Origin of the sequence: Crenobacter intestini (assembly GCF_004919095.1) — a bacterium.
Lineage (GTDB): Bacteria > Pseudomonadota > Gammaproteobacteria > Burkholderiales > Chromobacteriaceae > Craterilacuibacter > Craterilacuibacter intestini.
In genome coordinates this window covers 76,016-89,646 of the sequence record NZ_STGJ01000003.1, presented here as the reverse complement: position 1 = coordinate 89,646, position 13,631 = coordinate 76,016, and the positions used below count along the sequence as shown (strand labels likewise).

Annotated in this window: 14 protein-coding genes; 3 read left to right on the top strand and 11 right to left on the bottom strand. The window is 66.2% G+C overall.

Going from position 1 to position 13,631, the window contains the following annotated elements:
* Positions 1–2 precede the first annotated feature (2 nt).
* The 4 genes from E5K04_RS04365 to E5K04_RS04350 all read right to left on the bottom strand — a co-directional run bounded on the left by E5K04_RS04365 (position 3) and on the right by E5K04_RS04350 (position 3,265).
* Positions 3–902, bottom strand: a complete 900-nt coding sequence (locus E5K04_RS04365; protein WP_136551685.1) for an ABC transporter permease subunit — start codon at positions 900–902, stop codon at positions 3–5.
* The gene (locus E5K04_RS04360) at positions 895–1,806 is read right to left on the bottom strand and encodes an ABC transporter permease subunit (protein WP_136551684.1); all 912 of its coding nucleotides are present in this window, start codon (positions 1,804–1,806) and stop codon (positions 895–897) included. Before E5K04_RS04360 ends, E5K04_RS04365 begins: the two co-directional genes overlap by 8 nt.
* Before the next feature lie 4 nt (positions 1,807–1,810).
* Positions 1,811–2,953 carry an ABC transporter ATP-binding protein gene (locus E5K04_RS04355; protein WP_136551683.1) on the bottom strand — a complete coding sequence of 381 codons (1,143 nt, stop codon included), beginning with the start codon at positions 2,951–2,953 and terminating at the stop codon, positions 1,811–1,813.
* Positions 2,954–3,031: 78 nt separating this feature from the next.
* Entirely contained in the window at positions 3,032–3,265 is a 234-nt protein-coding gene (locus E5K04_RS04350; RefSeq protein WP_136551682.1) for a hypothetical protein, read from the bottom strand.
* 161 nt (positions 3,266–3,426) lie between these two features.
* Between E5K04_RS04350 and E5K04_RS04345 the strand changes: the two genes are divergently transcribed.
* The 3 genes from E5K04_RS04345 (at position 3,427) to astE (ending at position 6,099) form a co-directional block, all read left to right on the top strand.
* Positions 3,427–4,221: an alpha/beta fold hydrolase gene (locus E5K04_RS04345; RefSeq protein ID WP_136551681.1), complete on the top strand. Its 795-nt coding sequence runs from the start codon at positions 3,427–3,429 to the stop codon at positions 4,219–4,221.
* An 11-nt stretch (positions 4,222–4,232) separates the two neighbouring features.
* Positions 4,233–5,012 (top strand): enoyl-CoA hydratase-related protein, encoded by a 780-nt coding sequence (locus E5K04_RS04340; protein WP_136551680.1) that lies wholly within the window; start codon positions 4,233–4,235, stop codon positions 5,010–5,012.
* 112 nt (positions 5,013–5,124) lie between these two features.
* Positions 5,125–6,099 (top strand): succinylglutamate desuccinylase, encoded by a 975-nt coding sequence (gene astE / locus E5K04_RS04335; RefSeq protein ID WP_235844266.1) that lies wholly within the window; start codon positions 5,125–5,127, stop codon positions 6,097–6,099.
* Between the two features lie 12 nt (positions 6,100–6,111).
* Here the strand turns inward: astE and flgL are convergent, their stop codons facing one another.
* The 7 genes from flgL to flgF all read right to left on the bottom strand — a co-directional run bounded on the left by flgL (position 6,112) and on the right by flgF (position 13,623).
* Positions 6,112–7,287: a flagellar hook-associated protein FlgL gene (gene flgL / locus E5K04_RS04330; protein WP_136551679.1), complete on the bottom strand. Its 1,176-nt coding sequence runs from the start codon at positions 7,285–7,287 to the stop codon at positions 6,112–6,114.
* Positions 7,288–7,302: 15 nt separating this feature from the next.
* Complete coding sequence (flgK, locus tag E5K04_RS04325; protein WP_136551678.1) at positions 7,303–9,165, bottom strand: flagellar hook-associated protein FlgK; 1,863 nt, start codon at positions 9,163–9,165, stop codon at positions 7,303–7,305.
* Between the two features lie 58 nt (positions 9,166–9,223).
* Positions 9,224–10,171, bottom strand: coding sequence for a flagellar assembly peptidoglycan hydrolase FlgJ (gene flgJ, locus E5K04_RS04320; RefSeq protein ID WP_136551677.1), 948 nt, complete (start codon positions 10,169–10,171; stop codon positions 9,224–9,226).
* 95 nt (positions 10,172–10,266) lie between these two features.
* The gene (locus E5K04_RS04315) at positions 10,267–11,358 is read right to left on the bottom strand and encodes a flagellar basal body P-ring protein FlgI (RefSeq protein ID WP_205700290.1); all 1,092 of its coding nucleotides are present in this window, start codon (positions 11,356–11,358) and stop codon (positions 10,267–10,269) included.
* Positions 11,359–11,368: 10 nt separating this feature from the next.
* Positions 11,369–12,043 (bottom strand): flagellar basal body L-ring protein FlgH, encoded by a 675-nt coding sequence (locus tag E5K04_RS04310; RefSeq protein WP_235844264.1) that lies wholly within the window; start codon positions 12,041–12,043, stop codon positions 11,369–11,371.
* Between the two features lie 35 nt (positions 12,044–12,078).
* Complete coding sequence (gene flgG / locus E5K04_RS04305) at positions 12,079–12,861, bottom strand: flagellar basal-body rod protein FlgG (protein WP_136551675.1); 783 nt, start codon at positions 12,859–12,861, stop codon at positions 12,079–12,081.
* Positions 12,862–12,882: 21 nt separating this feature from the next.
* Complete coding sequence (gene flgF, locus E5K04_RS04300; protein ID WP_136551674.1) at positions 12,883–13,623, bottom strand: flagellar basal-body rod protein FlgF; 741 nt, start codon at positions 13,621–13,623, stop codon at positions 12,883–12,885.
* Positions 13,624–13,631: the final 8 nt, after the last annotated feature.

Genomic DNA, 13,631 nt, shown 5'->3' with positions numbered 1-13,631 from the left:
CTTTACGCGCGCCCCGGGCGGCCCAGGCTTTCGAGCGGTACGTCGGGCAATTTGGGCGCATCGGCGCGCATCGCCTCGGCGATTGCCCTGTCGCGCTTTCTTTGCGCGTTGAGCATGAAGTAGTTGGCGAGCACGACGAAGGTGCCGACCACCAGCACGGTGATCGTTGCCAGCGCGTTGATCTCCGGGTTCAGGCCCAGGCGCACCTTGGAGAAGATCACCTGCGGCAGGGTGGTCGAGCCGGGGCCGGACAGGAAGGCGGTGGTCACCAGGTCGTCCAGCGACAGCGTCACCGACAACAGGAAGCCCGACGCGATCGCCGGCGCGATCAGGGGCAGCGTGATCACAAAGAAGATCTTCAGGGGCCTGGCACCCAGGTCCATCGCCGCGTCTTCCAGGTTCTTGTCCATTTCCACCAACCGCGAGCGCACCACCACCGCGACGTAAGCCATGCACAAGGTGGTGTGGCCGACCCAGATCGTGAAGAAGCCGCGCTCGGTCGGCACGCCGATCAGCTGCTGCAGCGAGATGAACAAGAGCAGCATCGAGAGGCCGGTGATCACCTCGGGCATCACCATCGGCGCGGTGATCATCCCTGCAAACAGCGTGCTGCCCGGGAAACGCTTGAAGCGCGCCATCACCAGACCTGCGACCGTCCCCAGTACCACGGCCGCCGCAGCCGCCGCGAACGCGATGCGGATCGACAGCCACACGGCCGACAGGATCTGCTCGTTCTCGAACAGCGACGCGTACCAGCGTAGCGAGAAGCCGCCCCACACCGTCACCAGCTTGGACGCGTTGAACGAATAGACGATCAGGCTGAGGATGGGCACGTACAGGAACAGGAAGCCCACCACCAGCGCGCCCTTCAGGAAGGGCGAGAGTTTGCCGCCGTTATGCATGGTCCTTGCCCTCCAGTTCGCGGGTTTCAAAACGGTGGAACAGCGCGGTCGGCACAATCAGGATCAGTACCATCACCACTGCCACCGCCGAGGCCATCGGCCAGTTGTTGTTATCGAAGAATTCGTTCCACAATACCTTGCCGATCATCAGCGTCTCCGAGCTGCCGACGAGTTCCGGGATCACGAATTCGCCGACTGCCGGGATGAACACCAGCATCGAGCCTGCGATGATGCCGTTTTTAGACAGCGGCAGCGTGATCGAAAAGAACGCCTTCATCGGGCGGGCCCCCAGGTCGGCCGCGGCTTCCAACAGGCGCAGGTCGAGCTTCACCAGGTTGGAATACAGCGGCAGGATCATGAACGGCAGGTAGGCGTACAGCATCACGATGTACAGCGAGAAGTCGGTGTGAAACAGGTGCAAGGGCTCGTCGATCAGCCCGATGGACAACAGGAAGCTGTTGATCAGGCCGGTCTCGTTGAGGATGCCCATCCACGCGTACACCCTGAGCAGGAACGACGTCCAGAAGGGCAGCATCACCAGCATCAGCAGGATATTGCGGCGCGCAGGGTCGGTGCGCGCGATCGCGTACGCGATCGGGTAGCCCAGCAGCAGGCAGCCGATGGTGGTGATGAGCGCGACCTTCAGCGACGACAAATAGGTGTCGAAGTAAAACTCGTCGGTAAAGATGTACAGGAAGTTCGACAGGTTCAGCTTGAAGTTAAGGTAACCGTCGGCGTACTCGGCCAGCGCGGTGAACGGCGGAATCGCGATGTCCTGCTCGGCGAAGCTGATCTTGAGCACGATCAGGAACGGCACCAGGAAGAACAGCGTCAGCCACAGGTAGGGGACGGCGATCACGCTGCCCCGGCCCGGGGCCAGTTTACGCAAGAGGCTCATGACCATCTCCTTACGCGGTCAGCACGACCGGCATGTCATCACGCCAGCTGACCCAGACCTCGTCGTTCCAAGTCGGTTCGGCCTCGCCCGCCTCGTACCAGCGGTTGGCCGGCACCATCGCCTTGACCACCTTACCGCTGGCAAGCTGTACGTGGTAGACCGAGTAGCTGCCCAGATACGCGATCTCGCGCACCTTGCCGCGCGCGCGGTTGGGGCCCGGCTCGACCGGACGGATGTCGACGCGGATGTCTTCCGGGCGCACGCTCGCCCACACTTCCATGCCCTTGGGCCCGGTGATGCCGTGGCCGATGCGGATGCGCCCGCCCAGTTCCGGCGCCTCGATCTCGACGCGGTCCGCCTCGTCGACGGCGACCGCGCCGCCGAACAGGTTGGTCTCGCCGATGAATTCGGCGGTGAAGCGGCAGTTCGGGTAGTCGTAGATCTGCGAGGGGGTGCCGACCTGCAACAGCTGGCCCTCGCTCATGATGCCGATGCGCGTGGCCATCGTCATCGCCTCTTCCTGGTCGTGGGTCACCATGATGCAGGTCACGCCGACTTTCTCCAGCGTGTTGACAAGCTCGAGCTGCGTCTGTTGCCTGAGCTTCTTGTCAAGCGCACCCAAGGGCTCGTCGAGCAGCAGCAGCTTGGGGCGCTTGGCGAGCGAGCGTGCCAGCGCGACGCGCTGCTGCTGGCCGCCGGAGAGCTGGTAGGGCTTGCGCGTCGCGTACTTCTTCATCTGCACCAGTTCCAGCATCTCGGACACCCGCGCCGAGATCTCGTCCTTGGGCAGGCCGTCCTGCTTGAGGCCGAAGGCGATGTTCTGCTCGACGCTCATGTGCGGGAACAGCGCGTAGCTCTGGAACATCATGTTGATCGGCCGGTTGTACGGTGCAAGGCGGGTGATGTCCTGGCCGTCGAGCAGGATCTTGCCAGCGGTCGGCGTCTCCATGCCGGCCAGCATCCTGAGCAAGGTCGACTTGCCGCAGCCCGAACTGCCCAACAGGGCGAAGATCTCGTGCTGGTGGATCTCGAGGTCGACATGGTCGACCGCGGTATGGTCGCCGAACTTCTTCACGACTCCGGCAATCTTCAGGTACGCCTGCTGGCCGGCCTCCTTGGCCGCTCCTTGGGCGCTTGCGACGGCATCCTTCATGATGGCTGTTCCCTCTGCTTGTTCTGCGTGCGGCATTGGCCGCACGGCGGGGTTGCGTCAAACGGCTACGTCATCTGTTTAAGCAAACATCATTCCAGCGAATTCTCCTGCCGCACTGCCGGCCCCTTCCCGGCAAGCCGGATCGGCCATACGCGGCATCTCGCTGGCATTGACCAAGCTTATTCCATGTTTAATAAATTTGACAACGATCAAAGATTGTTCATTGCAACAGCAGATTACACACCGAAATCTATTTTTCATAAAGCGCGTATTGTCAAAGAATCGGCATTTTCCTGCCGGATTGTCAGACATATAACGGTTTTCTTGCGCGACAGCACGCACCATCCTGACGTTTAAGGCATCCAACACGCACCATTATTGCGCATCGCACAACAAAAATAATGCCCATCCGGCATCACGTTGGCATCGGTGGAAGTAAACTTGAATCAAAGCCCGCGACAGGAGCGAAGCGCATGCCCTACCTGGAAGTCGACCACCGCCGCCTGTTTTACGAACGCAGCGGGCAGCCGGACGCACCGGCCCTCATGCTGATGAACGGCATCACCATGAACACGTCCGCGTGGACCTGGCTGATGCCCGTACTGGAAAAGAGCTTCGACGTGATCCGCGTCGACTTCTGCGGGCAGGGCTTGAGCGACAAGCCGGACGAGGCGTTCTACCCGCTCGCGCGCCAGGCGTCCGACGCGGCGGCACTGCTCGCACAACTAAAGGTCGGACTCGCGCATGTGCTGGGGCTCTCCTACGGCGGCATGGTCGCCCTCCACTTCGCCCGCCACCACCCCGAACGCGTCGACCGCCTGCTGCTGGCGGCGACGCTGGCGTGGTCGGACCCGGTCAACGCGCTGATCGCGCGCAACTGGGTCGACAGCGACAAGGCCGGCGGCTTCGCGCTGCGCTTTGACAGCGGCCTGCCTTGGCTCTTCTCCAGCCGCTTCCTGGCCGCGCAGGCCCATCTGCTGCCGACGCTCAGGCAGTTCGCCGAGGCGGTCGACTGGCCGGCGGCGCAAAGGCTCAGCCGCGGCGTGCTCGAACACGACGCGCGCAGCTGGCTGGACGAGATCCGTTGCCCGACACTGGTGGTGGTCGGCAGCGAAGACCGGCTGACCCCGCGCCACCAGGCCGAACTGCTCGCGCACGGCATCGCCGGGGCACGGCTCTTGCTGCTGGACGGCTGTGCGCACGCGCTGCACCTAGAGGCACCGGACGCACTCGCCGGCGCCGCCCAACGATTCCTGCTCCAACCATGAGGACACCCGCCATGGACCGCATCCAGATGAAACAAGCCGAGGGCGTGCTGTCGCTCAGCCTGAACCGCCCCGACCTGCACAACGCCTTCGACGACGTGATGGTCGACGAACTGACCCGCGCCCTCGAGGCCGCCGGCGCAAACCCGGAGGTCCGCGTCGTCGTGCTGACCGGCAACGGCATCAATTTCTCGACCGGCCACGACATGGCGTGGCTGCAGGCGATGGCCGACATGGACGCCGAACGCGTCGAAGCGCAGGCGGTGCGCATCGGCCGCATGCTGCATACGCTCGACACCCTGCCCAAACCGACCATCGCCCGCGTGCAGGGCTCGGCGTTCGGCATCGGCGCCGCGCTGATCGCCTGCTGCGACATCGCCTGCGGCGTGTCCGGCGCGCTGTTCAGCTTCCCGGACGTGAGGCTGGGCGCGGTGCCGGCTGCGGTCGCGCCTTTCGTGATCAGGAGCCTGGGCGCACGCGCCAGCCGTCGCTACTTCGTCAGCGCCGAGCGCTTCAACGCCGGCAAGGCCAAGCGGCTGGGGCTGTTGCACATGGTGGTCGAGGAAGAAGAACTGGACGCGGTGATCCGCCAGCAGGCGGGCAACCTGCTCGCCAACGGCCCGCAGGCGATGGCCGCGGCCAAGGCGCTGCTGCAAAGCCTGTCGGGTCTGGGCACCTCGCCCGCCGCGCTCGCGCTGGCCGCCAGCGAGGCCGCCCGCGTACGCACGTCCAGCGAAGGTCGCGAGGGGCTGGCCGCCTTTATCGAGAAGCGCCCGCCTTCCTGGGTGGGCTAGACCTGTGCGGCGGGTCGCCCCGGCGCAAGGCCGGGGCGCATTATGGCAAGATCATGACAGGGACGCGGGGTATCATCGGCGCACTGCGCCGCACCCCACTGAAAGGATTGATGTGTCCGCGTCCGGTTTTCTCGCTGCCGCCCTGTCGGCCGCGCCCCTCGCCGTCAGCCAGCGCGGCGGCCCCCTCTGCCACGAACTTGCGCGCGGCGTGCTGGAACTCTCCCCGCGCGGCGCGCACGCCGCCACGCCTGCCTTCGTCGTGTCGGCCGGCGTGCACGGCAACGAGACCGCGCCGGTCGAAATCCTCGCCGCCATCGTCGACGACGTGCTCGCCGGGCGGCTGCCGCTTGGCGTGCGCCTGCTCGCCGTGCTCGGCCACCCGGACGCGCTGCAAAGCGGCGAGCGCTACCTCGACTACGACATGAACCGGCTGTTCTGCGGCCGGCACGCGTCACAGGCTGATGCGCGCGAAGCGGCGCGCGCGGCCGAACTGGAGGCGGTGGTCGGGGAATTTTTCGATACCGCGCGCGGCCCGCGGCTGCACTACGACCTGCACACCGCGATCCGCGGCTCGGTGTACGAGCGCTTCGCGATCGTGCCCTACTTGGGTGGCGAACGCCCGGCGCGCCAGCGCCTGGCCACGCTCGCCGGCGCCGGCATCGAGGCCGTGCTGCTGCACAGCGCGCCCGCGGCGACCTTCAGCTACCACACCAGCCACCATCACGCCGCCGAGTCGTACACGCTGGAACTGGGCAAGGCGCGCGCGTTCGGCCAGAACGACCTTGCGCGCTTTGCCGCGATCGACGCGCAATTGAGGCGCCTGGTCGCGGGAGAGGACGCGCGCGAGTGCGAGATCCCTCCCTGCTTTGCTGCCAAGTACGACCTGATCAAGCAGAGCGAGGCGTTCCGCCTGCATCTTGCCGCCGACGTCGAGAACTTCACGCGGCTTGCCGCCGGCAGCGTGATCGCCGAGGACGGGGAGACCCGCTATGTCGCGGCAGACGGCGACGAGCGCATCCTGTTCCCCAACCCCGGCGTCAAGCCGGGGCTGCGTGCGGGAATCGTGATCGGGCCGGTCAGCGCCTGAACGCCGTGCCCGTTACAGGTAACGGAACAGGTTGAGTTCGGACACCAGCTTGTAGGTCTTCTGCGTGGTGTCCATCGCCAGCAAGGCCATGTTGAGGTCGCTGACCGCCTGCGCGTAGTCAAGGTCCTGCAACTGGCCGACGGTCGCCTTATACTGCACGTCCAGACCCTCGCCGGTCTTGGCGAGTTGCTCGACCTCGGCGCGGCGCGCACCGACCGCAGTATGCGAGCGCAGCAATTGCTCGTGCCCGCCCTTGAGCCCTTCGATCGAAGCGGCCAGCGACTCGTCGTAGGTCGGCGGCAAATCGGTGGTCTGCGCCTGCATCAAGGGCGTGACGCCGTCCGGCCCCAACACGGGGTCGCCCGCGTTATCCAGCACGGGTTCGAGCAAGGGCGCGCCTGACGCATCCAGCCTGGGCAGGCCGTCCTTGAACGTCATCGGTTTGCCGTCGGCGCCAAGCACGGTGTCGCCTGCCGCATCTTTCACTTCCGAGCCTTCCGGCCCGCCTGCCTTGGCCATCCCGTTCGGCCCGTCGGCCAGGATCTTGTCCAGCCGTGCCAGCGACTGCCACAACTGGTTGCCGTCGCTGAACGCGTCCGGCTTGTTCGGGTCGGCCACGGCGGAGCCGCCGCCAAACACCAGCCCGCCCGGCTCGGTCACCGCGATGTCGCGGGTACTGGACGCCTGGATCTCCTGCCGCCCCCAGTCGCCGTGATACTCGACCTTCATCTCGGGTTCGAGCTCGAGGCTGAACGGCGGCGTCTGCGAGCGGGTGCCGCCGAACACGTACTTGCCCTGCCCGTCCGTGCTGTTGGCGAGGCCGACCAGCGCCTTGGTCTGCTCCTGGAGCTGGGTGCGGATATACGCCCTGTCCTCGTCCTTGAGCGAAGCGTTGCCCGCCTGCACGGCGAGCGACTGGATGTTCTGGATGATCTCGCCGGCCCGGAACAGATATTCCTCCGACAAGGCGAGGCTCGACTCGATGGTCTTGCTGTTCGCCACCATCTGGTCGTTGCGCGAAATCGACTGCTGCAGGTTGATCAACTGTGCGGAGGCCACCGGGTCGTCCGACGGACGGTTGATCCTTTGCAAGGACGAGAGTTGCTCGTTGAGCCTGGAGAGCCGGTACTGGTTGCTCTGGATGCTGTAGGTCGACGCGATGTACTGGGTATTCGAACTGATACGCATGGTTTGGCCTTTCTATCAGCGCATCTGCAGGAGGTCGGAGAAGATCTGCTGCGCGATCTGGATCACCTTGCTCGACGCCTGGTAAGCCTGCTGGTAACGGATCAGGTTGGCCGCCTCCTCATCGAGGTTGACGCCGGAGAACGATTCGCGCGCGAGATAGGTCTCCTTCAGGGTGGTGACCTGCGCCTCGGCGGCGACCTTGACCTCGTTGGTCTTGCTGCCGACAAAGCTGACCAGTTGCCCGAAGAAGCCCTCGAAGTTGGTCGTTTTGATCGCCGAGCCAGGCGGCGTGAAGTTGGTGGTGCCGTTCGGCGTGCTCGACATGGTGTCCTTGGTCTGGATCTTGATCATCTCGAGCATGTTGGCGTTGTCGGCCGGCTGGAAATCGGCCTTGCCCTCGGCCGTGTCTAGGCCGGACGCTTTGTTGCCGATGGTGAACGTCTTGTCGTCCTTGCCCATCCCCTCGGCCTTGAACTCGATCGTGAGCTTGTTGGCCGGATCGGTCGCGCGCAGGATGAAGCCGCCGGCCGCCTGCCCGTTGGGGACGATCTCGTAGCCGGTCGCCGGCTTGGCCACCACAAAGCTGCTGCTCGCAGCGTCGTAGCGGACCTCGAACCCGCCCGCAGGCAAGTCGGGCGCCTTGCCGGTCGGCGCGTAGTCCTCGTGATTGCCGGGTGCGGTTTGCCAGATCGACGTGATGACCGGCTGCACCGGCTGCGTGGCGTCGAGCGAGCCGGCCTTCAGCGAGCTGCCAACCGCCAGGCGCGACGGGTCGGACACCACCACCGAGAAGTTGGCCGCAGCGTCGCGGTACGCCTTCATCTGCGACTCCAGCGTCTCGACCTGGCCGGTCGCCGGGTTCACTTCGCCGACCGCCAACGGCCGGAAGCCGTTAAGGTCCTTGAACAGCGGGCCGCCCTGCTCGTTGTAGAGGTCGCGCCCGAGCGAAGACTGGCGGTTCATCTGGTCGGCGACCTCGATCACCAGCCGGCCAAGGTCGGCCTGCGCGCGGTTGATCGCCTCGGCCTTGCTGTTGATCAGCCCGGACAGCGAGCCGCCGTCGAACAGTCTGTCCGGGATGCGGACCGTACCGTTGCTGCCGGCGTATGCGATTTCGAGCTTCTGCGGGTCGACCGCGTTCTCCACCACCTCGAGCGGAAAATGCTCGCCCGAGGCGACCAGCGCCTGCCCGCTGCCGATGGAAATCGTGTAGCGGCCGTCGGACTGCACCGTCACGTCGGCCTTGACCAGCTTGTTGAGGTCGAGCACCAGTTGGTCGCGCTGGTCCAAGAGGTCGTTCGGCATCGCGTCGGCCTGCGACAGCGACTGGATCTGCACGTTGATGTCGGCGATCTGGCTGGCGATCGCGTTGACCTGCGACACCGTCGCGCGGATCTGCGTATTGGTGCCCTGCCTGAGCTCTTCCAGACGGGTGTTCAGCAGTTGTACGTTACCGGCAAATGCCTGCATGCCGTTGATCGCCGCCTGGCGCGCCGGGATCGACTCCGGGCTCGCGTTGATGCCCTGCAGCGACTTGAACATGCCCGAGATGCTGGTCGACAGGCTGGTCGCCGGGTCGCCCAGCAGGTCGTCCAGTTGCGCCAGCGTATTAAGCTGGGTCGCGTAATTCGCGTCCTGCGTGGTCGCGTTGGCGAGCTGGCGCTCGAGGTAGCGGTTGTAGACGCGGTTGACCGCGGTCAGCTCGACGCCGCGGCCCAGGTAGCCGTAACCCTCGAAGCTCGGGAAGGCTGCGGCCTGGCTGACCCGCTGGCGGTGATAGCCCGGCGTGTTGACGTGGCCGATATTGTGGCTGGTCGTCGACAGCGCCGCCTTCGCCGAGTTAAGGCCGGAGAGGCCGATACTGAAAATGCTGCTCATCGTGTCTCCTTGATATTCCCTTATCGGCGCAAGGGCTGCATTACTTTAGCGGGCACGCTCAAACCCCCGCGTTGCGGGCGACCGCAACCAGCTTGCCGGCGTACGCCGGATCCGTCGCGTAGCCGCCGTCCTTCAGCGCGCGCGCGTACGCACCCATGTCGTTGCCGCTGCCCAGCGCCGCGCGGTAGCGCGGGCTGCCGGCAATCAGCGCGGCGTAGTCGTCGAAAGCGGCCGCAAGGCTCGGGTAGGCGCGGAACGGCTCGACCTGCTTGCGCGCGCTACCGCCGACAAACTCGGTGGTCAGCGTCGCCACCGCGTCGCCCTGCCAGTTTCCGGTCGCTTTGATGCCGAACAGGTTGTAGCTGTCGCGGCCGTCGGCGTGGCGGATCACCCGCTTGCCCCAGCCGGATTCGAGCGCGGCATGGCTGACGATCAGCATCGGGTCGACGCCGAGTTTCTCGGCCGCGCGGCGTGCGTGCGGCAACACCGCCTCGACGAAGTCGCGCGCCCCGTCTCCGTAGCCCTGCGCCGCCTGCGCACCAGCCGCGGCAGCCCCTTCGACGCCCTCCGGCGACTTGCGGGTACGCGCCGTCAGCGCGGCGCGCGTGAAGGTCTCGTCCAGCTGCGGCACGCCGCCGGCGGGCTTGGCCAGGCGCTGCACGTCGCGCGGCGCGATGTCGAGCTGCTGCAACTGGCCGATCTCGCGCGCGAGCATGTCGCCCAGGCCGATGCCGCCCGAGGCGACCATCGCCTGCACCATCTGCTGGTCGAGCATGCCGCGCCAGGTCTGCATGCTCGAGCTGTCTTCCTCGCCGTCCTCTTCGGTGGTCACCCGCATCGCGCGCACCAGCGTCTCCATCAGCATCGACTCGAACTGGCTCGCCACCTCGCGCACGCCCGCCTCCGGGCTCTTGCGGGCGATGTCGGACAGGCGGCTGGCCGCGGACGGGTCAAGCGCGAGCTGCCGCGACAGCTCGGCTGGGTTGAAACTGGCGGAAATGGACATGCGTACTCCGGTTGGTCACCGACACCAAGCAAAAAGAGTGCCTGCAACCAAAACAAAAGGGCGGGGTTGCCCCCGCCCGCAAACGGTGCGGCCGCTCAGATGATTTCGAGCTCGGCCTTGAGCGCGCCGGCGGCCTTCATCGCCTGCAGGATCGCGATCAGGTCCTGCGGGCCGGCGCCCAGCGCGTTGAGCGCCGCGACGACCTTGGCAAGGTCGGTGCCGCGCGGCACTTCGATCACCTTGCCGCCCTGCGCCTTGATGTCGATATTCGCCTGGTTGGTCACCACGGTCTGCCCGCCGGCGAGCGCATTAGGCTGGCTGACCTCGGGCGTGTTGCTGACGGTGACCGACAGGTTGCCGTGGGCGACCGCGCACGGCTCCAGGGTCACCGCCTGGTTCATCACGATCGAGCCGGTGCGCGCGTTGACGATGACGAGGGGGGACGCTTTTGCCGCCGTGACGGCAATATTTTCCAGCCGCGACACGAACCGCACCCGCGCGTTGCTGTCCTGCGGCGCGCTCACCTCGATCAGGCGCGCGTCGATCGCGCGCGCGACCGGCCCCAGCGCGCGGTTGATCGCGTCGACCGCATTGCTCGCGGTGCCGAAGTCGGCATCAAGCAGCTCGACGGCGATGGTCGGGCCGGACAGCTGGGTCGGCACCTCGCGCTCGACCGTCGCGCCGGCCGGGACGCGCCCGACCGACAGATGGTTGACCTTGGCGCTACTGCCGCCAGCCTGCGCGCCGGCGCCGCCGACGATCAGGCTGCCCTGCGCGATCGCGTAGATCTGCCCGTCCGCGCCCTTCAACGGCGACATCAGCAGCGTGCCGCCGCGCAGGCTCTTGGCGTCGCCGATCGACGACGCGGTGACGTCGATCTTCTGCCCGGCGCGCGCGAACGGCGGCAGTGTCGCGGTCAGGCTGACCGCGGCGACGTTTTTCGGGTCGAGCTTGAGCCCCTGCGGGATCTGCACGCCGAGCTGGTTGAGCATATTGCCCAGCGACTGCGTGGTGTAAGGCGTCGACGTGCCCTTGTCGCCGCTACCGTCCAGGCCGACCACCAGGCCGTAACCGATCAGCTGGTTGTCGCGCACGCCGCCGATGCTCGCCAGGTCTTTCAGGCGCGCTGCCGAAACCGGCAGCGCCAGCGCCAGCGAGAACGCCAGCAGGAGGATTCGTTGGATCATGATTCGCCCCTCAGAACGGCAGGATCGACAGGAAGAAGCGGCCGAGCCAGCCTGTCTGGTTATAGAGGCGGTTGCTGCCCTCGTTGACCTGCTCGAGGCGCGCGTCGGCGACGCGGGTCGACGAGACGAAGTTGCCGGCCTTGATGTCGCGCGGGTTGACCACGCCTGACAGGCGCACGATCTGCAGCTCCTCGTTGATGCGCATCTGCTTCTCGCCGCTGACCATTAGGTTGCCGTTGGGCAACGCATCGATCACGGTGACCGTGATCGAGCTGTTGAAAGAACTGGTGTTGGTATTGCTGCCCTTGCCGTTGCGGCTGGCTTCACCCGAACCGTTGAATGCCGCGCCGCCGAGCTTGTTTTCGATGTAGCCGGGGAAGAACGGCAGGTTGATGCCGGCGTCGATGCCGCCGGTGATGCTGGCGTTGCGGCTGCCCTTGCTCTCTTCGGACAGGGACGCCTGCGTCTTCTCCTCGATCTGCACGGTCAGAATGTCGCCGACGCGCACCGGCACCCGGTCCTCGAACATCGGCCGGTAGTTCGCGTTCTGGAAGATCGAGCCGGTGGCAGGCAAGGCCTGCGGCACCGGCTGCGGACGCGCCGACACCGGCTGCGCGACAATGGAAGGCTGCTGGCTCGCGCACGCGGCGAGCAACAGCGGCAACAACAAGAAAATTCTGGACACGGCCTGGATTCCCGCGCGGCCGTTAAACGGCCGCCTTACAATTGCGCGACGCGCTGGAGCATCTCGTCGGCGGTCTTGATCGCCTTGGAGTTCATCTCGAACGCGCGCTGCGCCTGGATCATGTTGATGAGTTCCTCGGTCACGTTGACGTTGGAGTCTTCGAGGTAGCCCTGGCTGATGGTGCCACGGCCTTCGACACCCGGGTCGCCCTCGATCGCCGCACCGGAGGCGGCTGTCGGAAGATACAGGTTCTCGCCCAGACTCTCCAGCCCCTGCGGGTTGACAAAGCTTGCAGTCTGGATATTACCGGCGACCACCGGGTCGGGGTTGCCCTTGAGGAAGTACTGGACGACCCCCGACGCGGACACGCTCACCTGCGTCGCGTCCGACGGGATGGTCACCGCCGGGTCGAGCAGGTAGCCCGCGCTGTTGACGATCTGGCCGTCCTGATTGCGCTTGAACTCGCCGTTGCGGGTGTAGGCGATGGTGCCGTCGGCCAGCGCCACGCGGAAGAAGCCGTCACCGACCACCGCCAGGTCGAAAGTCTGCTCGGTGCGCACCAGGTTGCCCTGGGTGTGGATGCGCGCCGAGGCGACTGCCGCGGCGCCGGTGCCGACCTGCAGGCCGGTCGGCAAGGTGCCACCGCCGGCGATCTGGCTGCCCGGCTGCCTGAGCGTCTGGTAGTAGAGGTCCTCGAAGATCGCGTTGGAGCGCTTGAAGCCCTTGGTGTTGACGTTGGCCAGGTTGTTCGAGGTGACGTCCAGCCGGAACTGGCTGGCGTCCATGCCGGTCTTGGCGATATACAGCGAGCGCATCATGGTGCGGGTTCCTTATCTTTCTCAGCCCATCGACAACAGCTGGGTCGCGCGCTGCGCGTTCTGGTCGGCCGTCTGCATCAGCTTGACGGTCAGGTCGTAATGGCGGGCGTGGCTGATCATCTGCACCAGCGACTCGACCGCATTCACGTTGGACGCCTCGAGCGCACCCGACACCACCTTGACGGTATCGTCCTGCGGCGCGACGCCGCCGGCGGACAGGCGGAACAGGCCGTCCTCGCCCTTGTACACCGCGCGCGCACCCGGTTTGACCAGCTTGATCTGCCCGACCACCTGCGCCTGGCGGTCGCCTCCGTCAACCGGCACCGCGCTGACCGTGCCGTCGCGGCCGATCAGCACGCGGCTGTTCTCCGGCACCGCGATCGGCCCGCCGTCGCCGACGATCGTCAGCCCCGAGCGCGTGCGCATCACGCCCGCCTCGTCGAGCACGAAGCCGCCGTCGCGGGTGTACGCCTCGGCGCCGTCCGGCGCGGTGACCGCGAAGAAACCTTCGCCGGAGAGCGCGAAGTCGCGCTCGTTGCCGGTCTGCTGCAGGCTACCCTGCGCGAGGTCGTGGCCGACGGTATGGTCGACCTGGTAGACGCGGGTCGGCGAGCCGTCGCCGACCACCGGCAGCGCACGGAACGCGACCTGATCGGCCTTGTAGCCGTTGGTGTGGACGTTGGCTAGGTTGTGCGCCGTCGTCGACTGTTGCAGTTCGACATGTTTGGCGCCGTTCATCGCCACGTACAGCATGCGGTCCATGGGCTACC

Bases quoted from the DNA above. Each gene is read 5' to 3' on its own strand.
- flgK (WP_136551678.1), bottom strand. From the start codon at position 9,165: ATGAGCAGCATTTTCAGTATCGGCCTCTCCGGCCTTAACTCGGCGAAG.
- E5K04_RS04355 (WP_136551683.1), bottom strand. From the start codon at position 2,953: ATGAAGGATGCCGTCGCAAGCGCCCAAGGAGCGGCCAAGGAGGCCGGC.
- E5K04_RS04345 (WP_136551681.1), top strand. From the start codon at position 3,427: ATGCCCTACCTGGAAGTCGACCACCGCCGCCTGTTTTACGAACGCAGC.
- E5K04_RS04315 (WP_205700290.1), bottom strand. From the start codon at position 11,358: ATGATCCAACGAATCCTCCTGCTGGCGTTCTCGCTGGCGCTGGCGCTG.
- E5K04_RS04350 (WP_136551682.1), bottom strand. From the start codon at position 3,265: ATGTCTGACAATCCGGCAGGAAAATGCCGATTCTTTGACAATACGCGC.
- flgF (WP_136551674.1), bottom strand. From the start codon at position 13,623: ATGGACCGCATGCTGTACGTGGCGATGAACGGCGCCAAACATGTCGAA.
- E5K04_RS04360 (WP_136551684.1), bottom strand. From the start codon at position 1,806: ATGGTCATGAGCCTCTTGCGTAAACTGGCCCCGGGCCGGGGCAGCGTG.
- flgG (WP_136551675.1), bottom strand. From the start codon at position 12,861: ATGATGCGCTCGCTGTATATCGCCAAGACCGGCATGGACGCCAGCCAG.
- E5K04_RS04365 (WP_136551685.1), bottom strand. From the start codon at position 902: ATGCATAACGGCGGCAAACTCTCGCCCTTCCTGAAGGGCGCGCTGGTG.
- flgL (WP_136551679.1), bottom strand. From the start codon at position 7,287: ATGCGTATCAGTTCGAATACCCAGTACATCGCGTCGACCTACAGCATC.
- E5K04_RS04340 (WP_136551680.1), top strand. From the start codon at position 4,233: ATGGACCGCATCCAGATGAAACAAGCCGAGGGCGTGCTGTCGCTCAGC.
- flgJ (WP_136551677.1), bottom strand. From the start codon at position 10,171: ATGTCCATTTCCGCCAGTTTCAACCCAGCCGAGCTGTCGCGGCAGCTC.